This window comes from Petrimonas sp. (genome assembly GCF_963921705.1).
Classification (GTDB): domain Bacteria; phylum Bacteroidota; class Bacteroidia; order Bacteroidales; family Dysgonomonadaceae; genus Petrimonas; species Petrimonas sulfuriphila.
In genome coordinates this window covers 2,193,086-2,212,633 of the sequence record NZ_OY997410.1, presented here as the reverse complement: position 1 = coordinate 2,212,633, position 19,548 = coordinate 2,193,086, and the positions used below count along the sequence as shown (strand labels likewise).

General features: G+C 43.5%; 16 protein-coding genes and 3 tRNA genes. 11 read left to right on the top strand and 8 right to left on the bottom strand.

Translation table 11 applies throughout. The features are described from left to right. Positions 1-28: 28 nt before the first annotated feature. A complete protein-coding gene (locus AACM02_RS09180; RefSeq protein WP_332457599.1) occupies positions 29-505 on the top strand; it encodes a GAF domain-containing protein in 477 nt (158 codons plus the stop codon). A gap of 50 nt (positions 506-555) precedes the next feature. On the opposite strand, the gene AACM02_RS09175 is transcribed toward AACM02_RS09180, so the two are convergent. Further along, positions 556-738 carry a hypothetical protein gene (locus tag AACM02_RS09175; RefSeq protein WP_339116771.1) on the bottom strand — a complete coding sequence of 61 codons (183 nt, stop codon included), beginning with the start codon at positions 736-738 and terminating at the stop codon, positions 556-558. Here AACM02_RS09175 and AACM02_RS09170 point away from each other — a divergent pair. From AACM02_RS09170 to AACM02_RS09125, 10 genes are all read left to right on the top strand, one after another. After that, a tRNA-Gly gene (locus tag AACM02_RS09170) sits at positions 712-784 on the top strand. The genes AACM02_RS09175 and AACM02_RS09170 overlap by 27 nt on opposite strands. Before the next feature lie 114 nt (positions 785-898). Continuing rightward, positions 899-1,969 carry a PHP domain-containing protein gene (locus AACM02_RS09165; protein ID WP_339116770.1) on the top strand — a complete coding sequence of 357 codons (1,071 nt, stop codon included), beginning with the start codon at positions 899-901 and terminating at the stop codon, positions 1,967-1,969. Positions 1,970-1,993: 24 nt separating this feature from the next. Continuing rightward, positions 1,994-3,265 (top strand): Gfo/Idh/MocA family oxidoreductase, encoded by a 1,272-nt coding sequence (locus AACM02_RS09160; RefSeq protein WP_339116769.1) that lies wholly within the window; start codon positions 1,994-1,996, stop codon positions 3,263-3,265. Between the two features lie 101 nt (positions 3,266-3,366). Beyond that, positions 3,367-3,450: transfer RNA gene (locus tag AACM02_RS09155), tRNA-Leu, on the top strand. 16 nt (positions 3,451-3,466) lie between these two features. After that, positions 3,467-3,550: transfer RNA gene (locus AACM02_RS09150), tRNA-Leu, on the top strand. Positions 3,551-3,637: 87 nt separating this feature from the next. Continuing rightward, a complete protein-coding gene (locus AACM02_RS09145) occupies positions 3,638-5,134 on the top strand; it encodes an NAD(P)H-hydrate dehydratase (RefSeq protein WP_332457602.1) in 1,497 nt (498 codons plus the stop codon). Positions 5,135-5,185: 51 nt separating this feature from the next. Further along, positions 5,186-7,501, top strand: a complete 2,316-nt coding sequence (locus tag AACM02_RS09140; protein ID WP_339116768.1) for a GH92 family glycosyl hydrolase — start codon at positions 5,186-5,188, stop codon at positions 7,499-7,501. Positions 7,502-7,660: 159 nt separating this feature from the next. Then, complete coding sequence (gene rplU / locus AACM02_RS09135) at positions 7,661-7,972, top strand: 50S ribosomal protein L21 (protein WP_214062417.1); 312 nt, start codon at positions 7,661-7,663, stop codon at positions 7,970-7,972. A 20-nt stretch (positions 7,973-7,992) separates the two neighbouring features. Further along, positions 7,993-8,262, top strand: a complete 270-nt coding sequence (rpmA, locus tag AACM02_RS09130) for a 50S ribosomal protein L27 (RefSeq protein WP_214062416.1) — start codon at positions 7,993-7,995, stop codon at positions 8,260-8,262. 110 nt (positions 8,263-8,372) lie between these two features. After that, entirely contained in the window at positions 8,373-9,563 is a 1,191-nt protein-coding gene (locus AACM02_RS09125; RefSeq protein ID WP_339116767.1) for a class I SAM-dependent methyltransferase, read from the top strand. Here AACM02_RS09125 and pyrF read toward each other — a convergent pair. From pyrF to gyrA, 7 genes are all read right to left on the bottom strand, one after another. Then, the gene (gene pyrF / locus AACM02_RS09120; RefSeq protein ID WP_339116766.1) at positions 9,558-10,382 is read right to left on the bottom strand and encodes an orotidine-5'-phosphate decarboxylase; all 825 of its coding nucleotides are present in this window, start codon (positions 10,380-10,382) and stop codon (positions 9,558-9,560) included. The two genes, AACM02_RS09125 and pyrF, sit on opposite strands and share 6 nt — an antisense overlap. A gap of 93 nt (positions 10,383-10,475) precedes the next feature. Next, positions 10,476-12,194, bottom strand: a complete 1,719-nt coding sequence (locus tag AACM02_RS09115) for a hypothetical protein (protein WP_339116765.1) — start codon at positions 12,192-12,194, stop codon at positions 10,476-10,478. Between the two features lie 10 nt (positions 12,195-12,204). Next, positions 12,205-12,924: a hypothetical protein gene (locus tag AACM02_RS09110; RefSeq protein ID WP_339116764.1), complete on the bottom strand. Its 720-nt coding sequence runs from the start codon at positions 12,922-12,924 to the stop codon at positions 12,205-12,207. A 44-nt stretch (positions 12,925-12,968) separates the two neighbouring features. After that, the gene (gene prfA / locus AACM02_RS09105; RefSeq protein ID WP_339116763.1) at positions 12,969-14,054 is read right to left on the bottom strand and encodes a peptide chain release factor 1; all 1,086 of its coding nucleotides are present in this window, start codon (positions 14,052-14,054) and stop codon (positions 12,969-12,971) included. A gap of 91 nt (positions 14,055-14,145) precedes the next feature. Further along, positions 14,146-15,327 (bottom strand): AIR synthase related protein, encoded by a 1,182-nt coding sequence (locus AACM02_RS09100; RefSeq protein ID WP_339116762.1) that lies wholly within the window; start codon positions 15,325-15,327, stop codon positions 14,146-14,148. A 208-nt stretch (positions 15,328-15,535) separates the two neighbouring features. Then, complete coding sequence (locus AACM02_RS09095) at positions 15,536-16,807, bottom strand: tetratricopeptide repeat protein (protein WP_339116761.1); 1,272 nt, start codon at positions 16,805-16,807, stop codon at positions 15,536-15,538. Positions 16,808-16,909: 102 nt separating this feature from the next. After that, positions 16,910-19,456, bottom strand: coding sequence for a DNA gyrase subunit A (gene gyrA, locus AACM02_RS09090; RefSeq protein WP_339116760.1), 2,547 nt, complete (start codon positions 19,454-19,456; stop codon positions 16,910-16,912). Positions 19,457-19,548: the final 92 nt, after the last annotated feature.

The window sequence follows — 19,548 nt, the reverse complement described above, 5'->3', positions numbered from 1 at the left end:
GTAGTGCGATTTTTAGTTGAACAAAAGCATGGCAGAAGAGATAATTATTCCGGAAGGAATTTCAAAAGCAGAAAAATATGAAACTTTAATCCTGCAATTAAAGCCATTGGTAGAGTCTGAAACAGATGTGATAGCCAACATGGCAAACATTTCTGCAGCCTTAAAAGAAATTTTCAGATTTTTTTGGGTAGGTTTTTATATCGTCAGAGACGAACAGTTGGTACTGGGACCTTTTCAGGGTCCGGTTGCCTGTACGCGTATCCGGTACGGAAAGGGAGTGTGTGGCACGGCATGGAAAGAGCAAAAACCAATTCTTGTTCCCAATGTAGATGAATTTCCCGGACACATTGCCTGTAGTTCTTTGTCCAGATCAGAAATTGTCGTTCCCGTTTTTCATTACGGAAAAATTACTGCGGTCTTGGATGTGGACAGTGAATTTCTCAACCATTTTGATGAGACAGATGAGAAATTCCTGTCGGAAATAGCGGGATGGATCAAATTCTGAGAAATAAATTTCTAAAGTTCAAAAAAACAAATTATCTTTGCAACATGAATTCAGTCCATCCGCTGAATCCATACAAAATAAACCCCTTTGCGGAAATAGCTCAGTTGGTAGAGCATAACCTTGCCCCAAAAGGAGAAGATAACCCTAACCTTGGCAAGGAACCGGTGAAGAGTTGCCGGAGTGCTTTCAACAAGGAATAAATAATTGCGGAAATAGCTCAGTTGGTAGAGCATAACCTTGCCAAGGTTAGGGTCGCGAGTTCGAGTCTCGTTTTCCGCTCAAATGTTAGTATATACGCTCCAAAAACCATCGTTTTGGAGCGTATATTGCTTAACAACCGGGCTTTCTAAACTCAATTAAAACCTATACCGATAGTACTAAATTTAAAGCAACATGAAAAAGGTTTCCGTTTTTTTAATGTTATGCAGCGTTTTGTCCCTTCAAGCACAACTACGCAACAACGATGTTTACGAGGTAACGGAGATGGATAATTCGCGCGTGAGAAGCGAAATTCACATTCCTGACATTGACGGTTATAAAACATTGAAATGCGATTTTCACATTCACACCGTTTTTTCAGATGGAAAGGTCTGGCCCGATATCCGGGTAGCAGAAGCCTGGCAGGAAGGATTGGATGCCATTGCTATAACCGATCACATTGAGTATCGGCCGAACAAAGAAACCCTCAAGGGAGACCTGAACGAATCGTATAAAATTGCCAAAAGAGCCGGAGATGCCACCGGATTTATGGTTATTCACGGAACAGAAATCACCCGAAGCAAACCCCTGGGTCATCTCAACGCACTTTTCATCAGTGATGCCATGCCCATGGATGTTGAAGATCCCCTGGAGGCTATTGAGAAAGCTATACAACAAGGTGCGTTCATTATGTGGAATCACCCCGGCTGGCCCGATGACAAATCAACCCTTTACCCCGTTCACGAAGAACTGATAAAAGCCGGAAAAATTCACGGTGTAGAAGTATTTAATTACATGGAATATTATCCGGTAACTTTTGACTGGAGCAAAAATAATAATCTGGCTTTTATGGCCAATACAGATATTCATGGTTTGATAAATACCGACTACGGTGCGGGGAACAAAATCCGTCCCATGACACTCGTTCTGGCCAAAGAGCGAAGTGTGGAAAGCATCAAGGAAGCTCTGTTTGCAAAACGAAGTATCGCTTATTTTCACGGTGAGCTGGCAGGTAAACAGGAACACCTGAAAGGCTTGCTGAAAGCCTCCGTGAAAATACGTATCATCAATGAAAAACGAGCAGAAGTAACTAATATCTCCGACATTACTTACCGGGCAGTTGCCGGCAATAATTTATACATTCTCCCAGCAAATAAAACCGTCTTACTAACTATTCCTGGACCTGAAACCGTTTTTACCGTAGAGAATTGTCATACCGGGAACGGAGAAAAATTAACCGTCACCGTTTCGGATTTCGATATTTAGTAAAATTTTAAATATGTATGCCATATGAACAGACGAAATTTTATAAGAAATGTATCTGCACTCTCTACGCTGACCATTTTAAAGCCCGAAATTGTTTTTGCATCCAATACCAATTCTGCCGTGAGGATCGGGCTGATTGGGTGTGGGTCTCGCGCAACGGGAATATTGGGCAGCATGGCCGACAATGCCAACATTCATATCACTGCCCTTGCCGATATCTTTGAAGATAAAGTCATCAAAGGAATAGAGTTTGCTAATGGACTGAACAAAAAAAGAAACTATGCGGCAGCAGCTAAGAACAAAACATATGTTGGATCAGACGCTTATCTCAGGTTATTGGAAGATAAAGAGGTAGATGCTGTCATCATTGCTTCTCCCGGCTACTCACATCCTCAAATACTGGAAGATACCGTAGCTGCCGGAAAACATGTTTATTGCGAAAAACCGTTAGCGGTTGATGCGGACGGATGCAACCAGATTATCCGGACAGCCAATACCATTAACGGAAAGATTTCGGCTTTCGACGGTTTTCAGATCCGTTACGCAACACCCTACGTTGAAATGGCAAAAAGAATAAAAAGAGGCGATATAGGTGAACTTGTTACAGTACAACTTTACTATTTCTCATCGGGTGCTGCCATAATACCTTACGAAGGAATGTCGTACGATGAGATGCGTATCCGGAACCACTATCATTTCCACGAAATTTCGGGAGGATGTTACCTCGACCAGGCCATTCATATGATCGATGTTTGCAACTGGATTCTCGGTACCACTCCGCTATACGCAATTGGAGACGGCAGCAAAAAGGGCGGACCAGATTTTGGAAATGCCTGGACCAACTACCAGGTAATATACAAATATCCCAACGATGTAAACGTATCTGTTCATTCTTCCAAGTTCGGAAAAGTTTTTGGTGATGTATGCGCCCGATTCATCGGGACCAAAGGGTTGGCAGAAGCACATTACAGCGGAGGAGTCTTTATCAACGGCGACAACAAATGGGATTCGGGAATTGTGCGTTCTGCATCGGAACTGACTCCGGAATCCATAGCAAAAGGTGCCAGTTCATCTTCACTGGACGATGCCGACCCCAACAAAGGCAAAGCTTTCATCGAAAGCATTACCAGCGGGAATTATTTAAACCAACTGGAATCGGGCTGCCACTCAACGTTGAGTGCGATCCTGGGAAGAGAGGCTGCTTCGAAACAAGAAAAGATAATGTGGGACGAATTGATTTACACTCCTCAGAAAATTGACCCAAAATTGGATTTAAAACAGTTTCCGAGAAAATAAAACCTGAAAAATATTTTGTAAAGGTTTAAAAAAGATTTAACTTTGCAGCCACAAAAAATGAACACGGCAGTGGCCGTATATTTCTATAAGTAGTGGAGCACGCCCGGATGGCGGAATTGGTAGACGCGCTAGTTTCAGGGACTAGTGTTGGAAACGATGTGCAGGTTCGAGTCCTGTTCCGGGCACTTCGCAAACATGTTTGCGCAGGTGGTGAAATTGGTATACACGCTACTTTGAGGGGGTAGTGCCGGTTACGGCGTGTGAGTTCGAGTCTCATTCTGCGCACAACTAAAACAGGTATTCAAGAAATTGGATGCCTGTTTTTGTTTTTACAGGGAAAAAAGATAACTTAGCGTGCTAAAACCGATGAAAATGAAAATACTCACTGCCGAACAAATCAGGGAGATTGACTTAAAGACAACTACCTACGAAAACATTTCTTCGCTGGAACTGATGAAAAGAGCATCAAAGGCTTTCTTCGACTGGTTTACAACGAGGTTTACCGATAAAAACCTTCCTGTTTCGGTATTTTCTGGAACGGGAAATAACGGCGGTGACGGATTGGTTGTCGCAAGAATGCTTCAGAAATCGGGATACAAGGTTAATGTTTTTATAGTAGAGTACAGTCAGCACTATTCCGAAGATTGCGCGCACAATGTTCGTCGTGCCAAAGTTGAAAATATTCCGATTAAAAAAATTACCTCAACCGGTGATCTCCCTTCCTTGTCCGGCTTTGAGATAATTATTGATGCTATTTTTGGAACAGGGCTTAATCGGGAAGTGACAGGCATAGCCCGTGAAGTGATTGAAAAAATCAACAGGAGCGGGAAAAAAATCATCAGCATCGACGTACCTAGCGGATTGTCGATGAACGGAAAAACTTATTTTGCCGTTCACGCCACAGAAACGGTAACGATGCAGATCCCCAAGCTTGCTCTGTATTTGCCGGACAACCGAAATTTCACCGGAGAGGTGTATCTGATAAACATTGGACTAAACGAAACGGCCATCAGTGATGCGAAAACCGCTTTTTACTTTATCACAAAACAAGAAATAAAAGAACTGCTGAAACCGTTGGATAAATTTGCTCATAAAGGTACTCAAGGACACAGTTTGCTTATCGGCGGAAGCATCGGGAAGATGGGCTCAGTCTGCCTGGCATCCCGGGCGGCCTTGAAAACAGGATGCGGACTGGTCACTGCATATGTACCCAAATGTGGAACATCGGTTCTTCAATCCGCTTTTCCCGAAGCGATGGTGGTTGAAGACAGAAACGACACACACATTACGGGAATCGATTTCACCATACATCCGGATGCCGTCGGGGCCGGTGTGGGCTTAAGCGAATCACCGGAAACACAACATGCTTTTTACCGCTTTTTGCAGCAGAATAAATCCCCTCTGGTTATCGATGCTGACGGATTGAATATTTTGTCGAAGAATAAAGAATGGTTAGCCCTATTACCCTCAAGAACAATCTTGACCCCTCATCCAAAAGAACTTTTCAGACTTATTGGGGTGTGGAACGAAGACTATGATAAGATATATAAAACAAGGGAATTCGCAAAAAAATACCGGTTAATTATCGTTCTGAAAGGAGCTTACACGCTGATTATCGATTCAGAAAATGTTTATGTCAACAGTTCCGGAACCCCGGCGTTGGCTACAGCCGGAAGCGGGGATGTACTGACAGGTATCATCACAAGCTTGCTCGCACAAGGTTATGAGCCTTTGGACGCAGCTAAAGCAGGTGTTTTTATCCACGGTTTAACGGCAAACTTGTCGGCAACGAAGATTCACGCCCGAAGTTTTACAGCTTCGGACATTATCGATAACATCGGAAATGCCTATTTTGACATCGAGAAATAGCAATTTCAAACATTGTACTGTTGATAAGAAAAATAAACTAAGTCAAACAACATGCTTAAAAAGAATTTGATTAAAGCCAACACCGTGGCTATTTTATTTGCTTTAATAACAGGTTGCTCCGACCGTGTTCAACAACCTGCCGATTACGTGAACCCCTTTATTGGTGCCAGTACCAACATGGAGAAAGCCGGTGCCAGTCACGGACTGGGAAAAACATTCCCCGGCGCCGCTACTCCTTTTGGACTGACTCAACTCAGTCCGAATACAATCACAGGAGGAGACAATGCTTCCGGTTACAGCAATGAACATACGACCATTGAAGGATTTGCCTTTACCCAAATGAGCGGTACCGGATGGTATGGCGACCTGGGAAATTTTCTGGTTATGCCCGTAACCGGTGAATTAAAAACAGCAGCCGGAAAAGAAGAAAAACCGGAAGAAGGATACCGCTCCCGCTACTCAAAAGAAGACGAAACAGCATCTGCCGGGTATTACGGCGTAACGTTGACAGATTATGGTATTCGCGCTGAAATGACTGCCGCTCCTCATAGTGGGATCATGCGCTTTACGTTTCCAGAGCATAACCAATCACGTATTCAGGTTGACCTTGCGCGAAGAGTCGGCGGCACATCAACTCACCAGTTTATCCAGGTGATGGACGACCATACAATCCGGGGATGGATGAAATGCACTCCGGAAGGAGGCGGATGGGGAAACGGTGACGGAAAAGCGGATTATACCGTCTACTTTTATGCCCAATTCAGTAAGCCTTTTATCAATACGGGGGTTTGGAGTGCCGAAATCCCGGATTCGTGTGTCCGTAAAAGAGAAGAGGTGACTAGTCCGGAGTATCAGGCGCTTGTTGCCCAAGCACCGGTATTCCGCAATGTACAGGAGATGGAAGGAAAGCACCTGGGTTTTTTCACTGAATTTGCCACCAAAGACCGGGAAGAGGTTTTGCTGAAAGCCGGCATCTCGTTTGTCAGCCTGGAGGGGGCCGAAAAGAACCTGCAGGCGGAAATTAGCGACTGGGATTTTGACCGAATACATGTCCTTGCCAGGGAGTTATGGAATGAAGCACTTGAAAAGATTAGCGTGGAAGGGGGCACCAAAGATGAAAAAACGATTTTCTATACCGCCCTTTATCACACCCTGATCGATCCGCGAACATTTACCGATGTGGACGGAAACTATCCCGGGGGTGACGGGAAAATCCGTCAACGCTCCACATTTACCAAACGCACGATTTTCAGTGGCTGGGATGTTTTCCGAAGCCAGTTTCCTCTGCAAACGATCATCAACCCGGAGGTGGTCAGTGACATGATCAACTCGTTGGTGACCCTTGCCGAAGAAAGCGGAAACGATTATCTGGAGCGCTGGGAATTTCTGAACGCTTATAGTGGGTGCATGATCGGCAATCCGGCCGTTTCTATCATCACGGATGCCTATGCCAAGGGAATACGGAATTTTGATATCGCTAAAGCTTATACATACTCCCGGCAGACGGTTGAAAAATTCGGCAACGGTGAAAAAGGATTCTCTGACGGGATTTCAACAACCCTCGAACATGCTTATTTCGAATGGTGTCTTTCGCAACTGGCCCATCACCTGAATAAACCGGAAGACGAAAAGCTTTACGCTGTCAGAGCACAAAGCTACCGGAATATTTTCAATCCTTCTGTCAATTGGTTCAGGCCGAAGAAAGGGAGCGGTGACTGGCTTCCTTGGCCTGAAAAAGGGCGGTTGACCCAGAATTACGGCTGTGTGGAAAGCAACCCCTACCAGCAGGGATGGTTTGTGCCGCATGACTTGGAAGGTATGGCCAACCTGATGGGTGGCCGGGAGAAGGTAATCAAAGACCTTATCTCCTTTTTTGAAAATGTACCGGAAGATATGTTATGGAACGATTATTACAACCATGCCAACGAACCTGTACATCATGTGCCGTTTCTGTTTAACCGGCTGGGTGCTCCCTGGCTAACTCAAAGATGGACGCGCGAAATCTGTTCGCGTGCATATCACAACAGTGTGGAGGGGTTGGTCGGAAACGAGGATATCGGACAGATGTCGGCCTGGTACGTGCTGGCTGCATCGGGACTTCATCCCGTGTGTCCCGGTGAAACCCGTCTAGAGATTACCAGTCCGGTGTTTTCAAAAATAACTATCAGGTTAGATCCCCGGTATGCACAGGGGAAAACATTTACCATCGAAGCCCAAGATAATTCTGTGAAGAACCGCTATATTCAGGGTGCTACCCTCAACGGAAAAACGTGGAACAAATGTTATATCGACTACGCTGACATCATCCGGGGCGGAACATTGACGCTACAGATGGGAGCCGGCCCGAATAAGGAATGGGGAAACTGAAAAATGAACTTACATATCATCCTGTCGGTAAATTTATACTTCACATATTTGGCAATTTCGTAAAAATTATGTACTTTTGCACCTCGATTCGCTAATAGGCTCAATAAGAAGGGGCACAACGCCGCTCGCCTCAGGCATATAACGTATAAGTTATTTAATATGTACGTAATTGTAGATATCCAAGGTCAGCAGTTTAAAGTTCAGCAAGACCAAAAGTTATTTGTCCACAGAATCAATGCCGATCAGGGCAGTGAGGTGGAATTTGGAAAAGTGATGCTCATCGATAACGATGGCGATGTACAAGTGGGTGCTCCCGTCATTGAAGGAGCAAAAGTGATTGTAGAAGTTCTTTCGCACGTAAAAGGAGATAAAGTTCTCGTTTTCAAGAAGAAAAGAAGAAAAGGTTACCGGAAACTGAACGGCCACCGTCAACAGTTTTCAGAAGTAAGGGTTAAAGAAATTATTGCTTAATCAGTTAAAATCAGAAGAAAATGGCACACAAGAAAGGTGTAGGAAGTTCAAAGAACGGCCGCGAATCGGAAAGTAAACGATTGGGCGTTAAAATATTTGGTGGAGAAACCACAAAAGCGGGCAACATTTTGGTTCGCCAGCGGGGAACGGTTCATCACCCGGGAGAAAACGTAGGAATCGGTAAAGATCATACGCTTTTTGCGTTGATCGACGGTGTTGTGGTTTTCCGTAAACGTCACAACAACCGTTCATTCGTATCGGTTCTTCCGAAAGTGGAAGCAGAAGCATAAGGCTTTTGTCTGCTTGAAATCAAGAATACTTGATCCATAAAATAATAATTTTTTAGTTGATAGGAACAACCTGCTATTTCGATAGTCAGGTTGTTTTTTATTTTCACAAAATGAAACTGACTCAGCAGCAAAAGAATTTTATCCGCCAGAACGAACAACACGATGTACGGGAACTGGCGTTGAAACTCGATAACGGGAAACAGAGGGAATTGAATGTTGAGTTTATTTTAAAACAAATCTCAGGACGCCAAACAGCAAAAGAGAAATTTCCTTTTTTTTATGTCAACGATGAGATCATTTATCCGGTTCATTTATCGTTGGAACAAGCATCGTCTGAAGCCACTGCCAACTATAAGGTTTCATTGATTCCTGACGGATACAAAACCTTTGTGGATCTGACCGGCGGGATGGGGGTGGATTTCACCATTCTCTCCCAACGATTTATACTGTCGGTTTACGTGGAACAAGACCCGGAGCTTTGTGAGATAGCCGCCAATAATTTCCAAACACTTGGCCTGCAAGGCTTTGTGGTAAAGAACGAAGCAAGTGAAACTTTTGTAGAAAAAATGTCCCTTACAGACATGGTTTTCCTGGATCCGGCGCGCCGGGATGATGCAGGACGCAAAGTGATCCGGATAGAAGACTGTTCTCCAGATGTGTCTGAAATTCAGAATGCTTTGCTGACCAAAGCAAAGTTGGTTGTGATTAAATTCTCACCCATGCTCGATATTTCATCAGCGGTAAGAAGCCTGAAAAAGGTGAGTGAAGTTCATGTTGTCTCCGTGGAGAACGAATGCAAAGAGTTGCTGTTTTTACTTTCTTCCCAGGCTGAGGATACGGTGTACTATGCTGTTAATCTGAATAAAGGAGGCAACATTGAAGTGTTTTCCTTTACTCCGGAGGAAGAGCGCAGCCTCGAGATTCCTTTTACCAGAACTATCGGTAAATACCTTTACGAACCCAATGCTTCCATCCTCAAAGCGGGAGCCTTCAAAAGTGTAGCACAACAGTATGCTGTTCAAAAACTGCACGTAAACAGCCACCTGTATACTTCCGATAACCAAATTTCCACTTTTCCCGGACGCGTGTTTGAAGTGAAGGAATGGTTTGTACCGAACAAAAAAAACGTAAAATTATTTCTATCACTGACAAAAAAAGCGAACATCGCTGTCCGCAATTTTCCATTGTCCGTTGCCGAGATCCGACGAAAAACCGGATTGAGAGAGGGTGGGGACGTGTACCTTTTTGCTACCACTGTTGCCGACAGCGAGAAGATCTGGGTGATAGGAACGAAATTATAAAAACCTTTCCAGCATTTCCGCCATCTCCACCTGCAGTTTTCGGGCTTCCTTGCCGGCAGCTTCCGCAAATGTCTCGGTACTGTCGGCATAGATAATACTGCGCGAAGAGTTGACCAATAAGCCACATGCTGCGTTCATTCCGTATCGGCAAACCTCTTCCAGCGACCCACCCTGAGCTCCTACGCCTGGAACAAGGAAGAAATGATCGGGAGCGAGTTTTCTTACCTCTTCGAATAATTTTCCCTGTGTAGCGCCCACAACGTACATCATTTGGTCTTCCGACGCCCATGCCTGCGACCTGCGGAGTACTTTCTCAAACAAACGCTCACCGTTTTGATCCTGAACAAACTGAAAATCTAGTGACCCTTTATTGCTTGTAAGAAGGAGCAGAATAACCCATTTCCCGTTGTAATTCAGAAAAGGAGTTACGCTGTCTTCGCCCATGTACGGTGCTACAGTTACGGCATCCACCCTGGCAGTTTCAAAAAATGTACGAGCATACATTTCACTGGTATTGCCGATATCGCCCCGTTTGGCATCGGCTATCACAAATTGGTCGGGATACCGCTGCCTGATGTAGGCTACCGTTTTTTCGAACGCTAGCCAACCGGTCACTCCCTGACTTTCGTAAAAAGCCAGGTTAGGCTTGTATGCCACGCAATAGGGTGCCGTTTTATCGATAATTTCTTTGTTAAAGGCATAAACCGGATCTTCTTTTTCCAGCAGATGTTCCGGAATTTTCTTGATATCGGTATCCAATCCCACACAAAGAAAAGATTTCTTTTTTTGAATTTGTGCAAAAAGCTGTTGTTTGGTCATATCTTGTTCAATTTTATCAGAATATTGCTCGCCGTGGCATAATTCAGACAAGTTTGGCTGCTGCTTTTATGGCACAACGCGATAGTGCTATTTTTAAACATCAATAATTTCGATGTGCCAAGTGTCGGCCGGAGGACTAGCAACATCGATATTTTTTATCAGAAATAATTTATTCCCCGCTTTGGTGGAGAAAAAATAACGGGCAGACGTATGGTAATAATCCTTTGTTCCATTGTATGTCGCCACATATTCGTTTAGTGCGATAGTACGTTTTAGGTCAAAGGTTTTGTCGTCGTATTCCGCAATAACCTCTTTAAACCAACTTTGGGAAGGATCATAAGGACTGTAGGAGATCCAAACAGAAGAGGTTAAGGCCGAATGATGCATCCAGGTAATTCCAGTATGTGACTGCAAGCTTAATTCACCCAACAGGTGAATCGTATTGCCGGTATTTTCATCCGGAAATTTGTAGATGGAACTGGTAAAAGAAAACAGGTATTTGAAATCTTCGGAGGTCAGTAATTTCTTTCCAAAGCTTTCGTGCCAATCATGGACGAGTTTCAAATCATCCGGCACGGCTGCGTCGATCAGATAAAAGCCATTTGGGGAAACAAAACTTCCGGTTAATGCCAACTGCGATTTATTTCCTACTTTCAATAGGATATCCGCTTTTATTCCATACCCGAATGAATCGGCAATGGACTGTTTTTTTACCTCTTTGGACGAAAGGTTAAAGGAGTAGATCTCCCCTTCCTTGTTCGAATAATAGTAATGACCATTTTCACCATCGACAATATCCGCAACAATATACGGTAGAACAACCTTTTCTTTTACGGTGAACGTGGATAAATCGATGAACTTCATCTGCCCACTTTCTCCTAGCAGAATTGTGTTACTTTCGGCAGACAAGCCAACGCAATAGGGATTTTTGTCCAACAGTTTTTCTTTTTTCATACCGGTGTCGGCATTGAACGCAACCAGTTTTGCCGGATTGCGGGTAATAAAGACCGCTGTGTTTGTGGTTTTATCAAATTCTGCATCCACCACTTCACCTTCTATGGGGATCATCGTTTCCGGATTTTCGTATGTCCTTTCTCTAATTTTTACGTTAATCTTGAGAAGAGGGTGTTCCGGGTCGGATGTTTCGAAGACAATTTCACCTTCATGCACTCCCGGGCTTAATTCATCGGCATCAGGAATTAGAAAAAGGGTATAGTATCTGTTTGGTTCCAGATAGTTTACATCTCCTGTCTTTATATTATCACTGTCCCAGGATGACTTGCTCACCTCCAGCCACGACGGCTTTTTCGTCAATTTATAGAAAAGTATTCCGTCGGCAAAATTCTCAATTCTAAGTTCTTTTCTGTCCCTTAACAAATCAAAGTCAACCAGCGTTTCGCGAACGGATGCTTTTGGCATTCCCCAGTTTATGCTTTGAACGTTTATAGACAGGAGTCCAAATTCTTCTACATTTAAAATGATGCTTCCCAGGTTTTGTGGCTCCAGTTGAACGGGATTATCGTATGCATCCACTTTTATTCGGAATGACAATTTTCCCGACTCATCTATATGTCCGTCAAAAGTTTCAAAATGAATAATTTTCGGATACTGGAGTATCCTGAAACCTTTGTTTTTTAAATCGGGAAGGGTAACTGAGGCTTCGGTGTATGCTGAGACAGGCTGCACAAAAAGAGGTGTATCGAGATGATATCCATCAACCTGTTTTTTGTTTTCTTCCAGAAAATCGTTGTTGCACGAAGAGGAAATGAACAGGACAACAACAGTAAGCAGATAAATGATCTTCTTTTTCATGACGCTTCATTTATTTGTTGATGTAATACCGCAGACCGGTTGTTAAATTTACGTTGGAAACATTGATGTTGTCTTCTCTTCCCAATTTTTTCACTTCGGTACTGATACCGTCCGTCACTTTCACCGTATAAAAATTTGTCCAGAAAAATGCGGTATTCAATCCCCATGAAAAGTTTGAATTTAAAAAATATTCAATTCCCATCTCGTAATTTACACCGTAAGCATTTCCCGTAATCAACATGTTCCTCATTAATACGTGGCTTTCGTCCCGCAATCGGGCATAACCGCCTGAAGAAGAAGCAAAAAACTGAAATCTCTCTTCTCTTCCAAACCTGTATTGTCCTGATACAGAAAGTCCCACGTAGTTTACATACATCTTTTCCAATGCATCGCCAACCAGATAATGCTGGTTATCCTGGACATCCACAATGAGATCCGTCGCCGTGGCAGAGGAAGTATTGAAAATATACTTCACTCCCAATCCCCAATCTTTGAATAGATAATGCACATCTGCGTTCAAGGAGGGAGTCCACCTCAAATCATTGTTGAATTGCGTGATTTTTTCAACATTGACGATAGAACCGGCATCGCCGGTACTTCCTTCCGCAACCAAATAACCCAATCCTCCCGATGTACTAATGCGTAAACGCGGTATCTTGTATTCCGTTTGTGCGGATAAAGATACGCTGATTAACAACAGAAGTGTCGGTAACAAAATTTTTTGTTTCATAGGTCATATAATTAAATATAACTTGTGTTTTTGTCTAGATTCAACTAGATTTCCGCTTCCTTCATCCGTTCAGCATTTTCGCTTACGATAAGCTGATTGATGACATCCTGGATGTCACCGTCCATAAATGCGGAAAGGTTATAAACGGTGTAATTGATGCGGTGATCGGTAATGCGTCCCTGCGGATAGTTGTACGTGCGGATTTTAGCCGAACGGTCACCGGTGGACACCATGGTCTTTCGCCGCGAAGCTATGTCGCCCTGGCGTTTGGTAAGTTCAATATCGTATAGCTTGGCACGCAACATCTGCATGGCCAGTTCACGGTTAGCCAATTGCGAACGGGCCTGCTGGCAAACCACCACAATACCGGTGGGTTTATGGGTAAGCTGAACCTTTGTTTCCACCTTGTTTACATTCTGCCCTCCGGCGCCACTGGAACGTGCTGTATGAAAATCTATATCGGCAGGATTGATTTCTACATCAAATTCTTCCGCCTCAGGCAGCACGGCAACAGTGGCAGCCGAGGTGTGCACACGGCCTTGAGTTTCGGTCGCCGGAACACGTTGCACCCGGTGAACGCCCGACTCGTATTTCAAAGTTCCGTAAACATTTTCGCCACTAACCGTAAATATGATCTCCTTGAAACCACCCGCTGTACCTTCTGTGTAACTGGATACTTCGGTTTTCCACCCTTTGCTTTCGCAATACCGGGTGTACATTTTATACAGATCCCCTGCAAAAATCGATGCTTCATCGCCTCCCGTACCGCCACGAATTTCCATGATCACATTTTTTTCGTCTTCAGGATCGGCCGGAATAAGCAAAAGCTTTATTTTCTCTTCCAATTCCGGAAGTTTCTGGGTGTTGGCAGAGAGTTCCTCGTTGGCAAGCAAACGTAAATCAGTGTCCGATTCGGTTTCCAGAATTATTTTGGCTTCTTCGATGGAGTCTAGTGCCTGTTTATACTCGTTTCGGGCTTCCACAATTTCTTCCAACTCCCGGTATTCTTTGTTGAGTTTTACAAAACGCTTCATATCGCCTATGATTGTAGGGTCGGTAATCAACGTTCCTATCTCTTCGAAACGGGTGACCAAATGATTGAGTTTATCCAATAATGAGTTTTCTGACATAGTATGATGCCTCTGATTTTCTTGAAAGGAATTTAATCGTTTTGTTTGATGATATTATGTTTTTCCATTGGGAGGTACAACGAATGAGGATTTAGGAATAAACAAACCTTCCAAATTCACTCTCAATCACCAATTCCCGGATATTTGATTTCTCCACACGTCCAACTACCTGTGCATCAACATTAAACGATCTGGAAATCTCAATCACCTTCGAAGCATAAACTTCCGGCAGGTAAATTTCCATTCGATGTCCCATATTAAAAACTCTGTACATTTCTTTCCAATCGGTATTCGATTGATCATGAATAAGTTTGAACAAAGGAGGAAGAGGGAAGAGGTTGTCTTTTGTAACGCGCAGACCATCGTTAAGAAAATGCATGATTTTTGTTTGTGCACCTCCGGAGCAATGTACCATTCCGTGGATATACCTACGCAAATCCCTTAATATCAATGATATAATTGGCGAATAGGTGCGAGTAGGGGACAGAATCAACTTCCCGGCATCCATTCCCAGGTTTTCTATTTGTTCAGTGAGCCGCATATTGCCCGAATAGATTAAATCTTCAGGAATGGCAGCATCGTAACTTTCGGGATAATCCTGTGCCAGATAATGGGCAAATACATCGTGGCGGGCAGAGGTTAGGCCATTACTCCCCATACCGCCGTTATATTCACTTTCGTAGGTGGCTTGCCCGGAAGAGGATAAACCAACAATAACGTCTCCGGCCTGTATATTGGCATTATCAATAACATCCTTGCGTTTCATGCGGCAAGTCACCGTACTATCCACAATGATCGTCCTCACCAAATCACCCACGTCGGCCGTTTCTCCGCCTGTAGGATAAATACGTACGCCCAGCGACGATAGTTCTTCGCAAAGCTCGTTTGTGCCGTTTATAATGGCGGAAATTACTTCTCCTGGGATCAGGTTTTTATTGCGCCCAATGGTGGAAGACAACAGTATGTTATCGGTAGCGCCAACGCACAACAAGTCATCAATATTCATGATGAGCGCATCCTGCGCGATTCCTTTCCAAACGGAAATATCGCCGGTTTCCCGCCAGTAAACATACGCCAGTGACGATTTAGTTCCGGCACCGTCAGCATGCATGATGTTACAAAAATCCGGGTCATCGCCAAGTATATCGGGAATTATTTTGCAGAATGCTTTCGGATAAATTCCTTTATCGATATTTTTTATGGCATCGTGCACATCTTCTTTTGAGGCGGAAACACCGCGAAGGTTGTATCGTTGATCGTTTTTTTTATTCATATCCTGAACCGAAGACAATGTCAAATAATGTTACAGTACAAAAGTAATAAAAAACTACGAATTTCGCCCATTAATTTAAACACGGATATTTTTCCTATAATTACTATTATGTTTAATTTAATCTCTATCCTGTTTGCATAGATAAAAAAAGTGGCATCGGTTTTTACCGATGCCGCTTCTCTTTATGCTATTAAATAATCGTTTCAATTTACAACCCAAGTTCTGCTTCCACTTGTTTCAGTTGTGCAGATTTGTCAACACCCATCATGCTTAAGTTATAATAAACATTTCTGAGTTTCATTAAAGCGCCGTCAATCTCTGTTTTGTCGGCAGTCCTGTCTTTCAATGACTTGGTAAATTTCTCCAGGTGCGGCAATGCTCTTTGGTAAAAATCGACCGTTTTTTTGTCATTTTCCAACTGCAATTTGCGGTCCGACATGGTTGCTGTTTTTTCCTTCAGATTCTGAGCCTGCAAGATAAAGTTCACCGCAAGTGCTTCAAGCGCTCTTTCACAATTGGGATCTTGCGTTAATGCCTTGTTATATTCTTCTTCAGCTGCTGCAAAATCTCCTTTTTCTGCCAATAATGCCCCTTTTACACTGTTTAAATCACACGCGTTGGAAGGATCGTTCTTAATGGCTTCATCCAGGTATTCCATGGCTTTCTGATTGTCGCCCTGACGGATAAAAACGTTTACCAGATTAGGAGTAAAATACTTGCTTTTGGGGAATTTTTCCGCTCCTTCGTAAAGAGTTTCTATATATTTAGCAGTATCTCCCTGTTGAATATATTCGCTGGCAATAAGTTCGTAAATATCGCTTTCCTGATAAGCACTGTTGGCGATAAAAGGTTCACTGGCCGCTCTTTTCAGCATAGCCAATGCTCTTTTATGGTCTTGCGCCTGAATAGCCGTGATAATGGCATAATATTTAATGGTTTGAAAAGTACTGTCGATCAGAAAAGGGTCTTTCTGTCCGGCAAACATCGGTAACGAAGGAATGTTCCAGTATATTTCGAAGAAATCGGAAGCTTTGGCATATTGTTGTTTTTCGTTAAAGAAAATTCCCCCGTTGATGTAGAAAGGATGATTAGCTTTTAAAACTCCGGCGATGTCTTTTCTGAATTTGTTTTTCACTTTGCCTTTTTCATCCGGCAACTCACCTAGTGAATCGGCTTTAAGGTACGGTACGTAAGATTCCAGCAACCCGTTGAACATCACTTCCTGATTCGCCTGTTTTCCCAGCATTTCGTTGGTTCTTTCGTTGTCGAATGCCTTGTTACCGATATCTCCAAAGATTTTCCAGGTTTCAGGATCATTGGCGGTTTCTGCGTTAGTAGTGGCCTGTTTTATCAGGGTGCGAGCTTCATTCAGGTCGTTGCTTCCTAAAGATCTCTTGGCATCTCTCAGAGCCGACTTTTGTGCAAACATGGAACTTGCAGCAAAGACAGCCACCGCAGTAAGGAAAAATAATTTTCTCATTTTATTCATCGTTTTAAGTTAAGTATTCGTCTTTTCTTAATTGTTTAAAATTTCTATTGATTTATTTGACTGTAAAAATACAAAAAGTTTAAAATATGTACATTATTCGCTGACCTCATCCGTAAAATTTTCCTCACTATCGACATCTTCCGGCAAAACGGTTTCCACCTCATCTATTTCTTCTTCGGAATTAACTTTACATACCGAAGCGATTTCATCGTTTCGTTTTTCCAGGTTTATGAGCCGAACTCCCTGAGTAGCACGTCCCATTGTGCGAATATCGGAAATTTTCACACGTATTGTTATGCCGGATTTGTTAATAATCATTAAATCGTTGTCGTCTGTCACACTTTTTATCGCAACAAGCTTTCCGGTCTTCTCTGTAATGTTCAGCGTTTTAACCCCTTTTCCTCCTCGGTGGGTAATTCTGTAGACCGGTTCCCCGTCTTCGTCGTTCAGCATGGTCCGCTTACCGTATCCTTGTTCCGAGACGACAAGAATGGTATCTTTTGAGTCGGGATCCATGCAAATCATACCGATTACATAATCTTCGCCGTCCTCATCCAACGTCATTCCTTTTACTCCGGTTGCAGTACGGCCCATCGGTCTCACATCCTCTTCGTTGAAACGAATAGCCCGGCCATTTCGGTTAGCCATAATGATGTCCTTTTTACCGTCAGTCAACCTTACGGAAATCACCTGATCATCCTCCCTTAATCCTATGGCAATCACCCCATTTTGACGCGGTCGCGAATAAGCTTCCAGCAATGTTTTCTTAACAACCCCCGATTGTGTTCCGAAAACCAGGTAATTGGAGTTGATGTACTCTTCGTCATCCAGGGTAAGCACTCGTACAAAAGCGGTGATGCTGTCATCTGAATCAATGTTTAGCAGGTTTTGAATGGCTCTTCCTTTCGATGTCTTGGTTCCTTCCGGAATTTCGTAAACCTTCAACCAGTAACATTTGCCTTTTTGAGTAAAGAAGAGCATATAATTGTGGTTGGTAGCGGGATAAATGTATTCAACAAAATCTTCGTCCCTTGTTTGCGACCCTTTAGCCCCTACTCCACCCCTGTTCTGCGTGCGGAACTCTGTCAGTGGGGTACGTTTGATGTAACCAAAATGAGAGATGGTAATTATCATTTCATCATCGGAGTAAAAATCTTCGGGATTCATCTCTTCCGAAGCAAAAATAATTTCAGAACGGCGTTGATCACCGAACTTGTCGCGCACTTCAATCAACTCCTCTTTGATGATCTGCATACGCAGTTCCTCATTATTCAGGACATCGTTTAAATGAGCGATCAACCGTTGGATTTCTTCGAATTCGGCATGAAGCTTATCCTGTTCCAGTCCGGTAAGTTGCCTTAAACGCATCTCTACTATGGCGCGTGCCTGGATATCGGACAGTTCAAAGCGTTCAATCAACCGTTGAATAGCTTCTTGCGGTGTGCTTGAACCGCGGATTATGGCAATTACCTCGTCGATATTATCGGACGCGATAATCAGGCCCTGCAATATGTGTGCCCTTTCTTCCGCTTTGCGAAGTTCATATTTTGTACGGCGTACAACCACATCGTGGCGGTGTTCGACAAACAGTTCAATCATCCGCTTCAGGTTAAGCATTTCCGGACGGCCATTCACCAACGCAATGTTATTTACGCTGAACGACGATTGCATGGCTGTGAGCTTGTATAGCCTGTTGAGAACAACATTCGCATTGGCGTCGCGCTTCACATCGACTACAATACGCATTCCCTGGCGGTCCGACTCATCATTTACGTTTGATATTCCCTCAATCCTCTTTTCGCCCACCAAGTCAGCAATGTGCTTAATCAACTCCGCTTTGTTTACCAGATACGGGATCTCTGAAATGATTATTTTATCGTGGTTTTTTCCCGATTCAATTTCGGCTTTTCCACGCATAACGATGCGTCCCCTACCCGTTTCAAAAGCATCAATAACCCCTTTATAACCATAAATATAACCACCTGTGGGAAAGTCGGGAGCCTTGATGTAATGCATCAACCCTTCAGTATCTATCTCTTTATCATCAATATATGCTATAATTCCGTTAATCACTTCCGTTAAATTGTGCGGTGCCATGTTAGTTGCCATTCCTACCGCAATACCCGATGCGCCGTTGATGAGCAGGTTGGGTATCCGTGTCGGCAAAACCGTTGGCTCCTGAAGAGTATCGTCGAAATTGAATTGAAAATCTACAGTTTCTTTATCGATATCGCGCAACATTTCTTCGCCAAGTTTGTTCATCCTGGCTTCGGTATAACGCATAGCCGCAGGGCTGTCACCGTCAACACTTCCCATGTTTCCCTGACCGTCAACCAGCGTGTAGCGCATACTCCACTCTTGCGCCAGGCGCACCATGGCATTATAAACCGATGAATCGCCATGCGGATGGTACTTCCCGAGTACCTCCCCTACGATTCTAGCCGATTTCTTGTGCGGCTTATCCGATGTGTTCCCTAATTCGGACATTCCAAAAAGGATACGTCTGTGCACGGGTTTAAATCCATCACGAACGTCAGGTAATGCACGTGAAACGATTACGGACATCGAATAATCGATGTACGCCGACTTCATTTCATCTTCAATGTTGATCTTAATGACTCTGTCTTCTTGGTCAATCATATTAAAATGTAATTTTTTTCTTCAGACATGTCTTATATTTTGTTGAAATACAGAATAATAAACATGCCTTTTACTTCTTTTTAAATAACGTA

What these genes read in the sequence shown, in the direction of transcription:
- AACM02_RS09180 (WP_332457599.1), top strand. Translation starts at nt 29, where the DNA reads ATGGCAGAAGAGATAATTATTCCGGAAGGAATTTCAAAAGCAGAAAAA.
- AACM02_RS09175 (WP_339116771.1), bottom strand. Translation starts at nt 738, where the DNA reads ATGCTCTACCAACTGAGCTATTTCCGCAATTATTTATTCCTTGTTGAA.
- AACM02_RS09165 (WP_339116770.1), top strand. Translation starts at nt 899, where the DNA reads ATGAAAAAGGTTTCCGTTTTTTTAATGTTATGCAGCGTTTTGTCCCTT.
- AACM02_RS09160 (WP_339116769.1), top strand. Translation starts at nt 1,994, where the DNA reads ATGAACAGACGAAATTTTATAAGAAATGTATCTGCACTCTCTACGCTG.
- AACM02_RS09145 (WP_332457602.1), top strand. Translation starts at nt 3,638, where the DNA reads ATGAAAATACTCACTGCCGAACAAATCAGGGAGATTGACTTAAAGACA.
- AACM02_RS09140 (WP_339116768.1), top strand. Translation starts at nt 5,186, where the DNA reads ATGCTTAAAAAGAATTTGATTAAAGCCAACACCGTGGCTATTTTATTT.
- rplU (WP_214062417.1), top strand. Translation starts at nt 7,661, where the DNA reads ATGTACGTAATTGTAGATATCCAAGGTCAGCAGTTTAAAGTTCAGCAA.
- rpmA (WP_214062416.1), top strand. Translation starts at nt 7,993, where the DNA reads ATGGCACACAAGAAAGGTGTAGGAAGTTCAAAGAACGGCCGCGAATCG.
- AACM02_RS09125 (WP_339116767.1), top strand. Translation starts at nt 8,373, where the DNA reads ATGAAACTGACTCAGCAGCAAAAGAATTTTATCCGCCAGAACGAACAA.
- pyrF (WP_339116766.1), bottom strand. Translation starts at nt 10,382, where the DNA reads ATGACCAAACAACAGCTTTTTGCACAAATTCAAAAAAAGAAATCTTTT.
- AACM02_RS09115 (WP_339116765.1), bottom strand. Translation starts at nt 12,194, where the DNA reads ATGAAAAAGAAGATCATTTATCTGCTTACTGTTGTTGTCCTGTTCATT.
- AACM02_RS09110 (WP_339116764.1), bottom strand. Translation starts at nt 12,924, where the DNA reads ATGAAACAAAAAATTTTGTTACCGACACTTCTGTTGTTAATCAGCGTA.
- prfA (WP_339116763.1), bottom strand. Translation starts at nt 14,054, where the DNA reads ATGTCAGAAAACTCATTATTGGATAAACTCAATCATTTGGTCACCCGT.
- AACM02_RS09100 (WP_339116762.1), bottom strand. Translation starts at nt 15,327, where the DNA reads ATGAATAAAAAAAACGATCAACGATACAACCTTCGCGGTGTTTCCGCC.
- AACM02_RS09095 (WP_339116761.1), bottom strand. Translation starts at nt 16,807, where the DNA reads ATGAGAAAATTATTTTTCCTTACTGCGGTGGCTGTCTTTGCTGCAAGT.
- gyrA (WP_339116760.1), bottom strand. Translation starts at nt 19,456, where the DNA reads ATGATTGACCAAGAAGACAGAGTCATTAAGATCAACATTGAAGATGAA.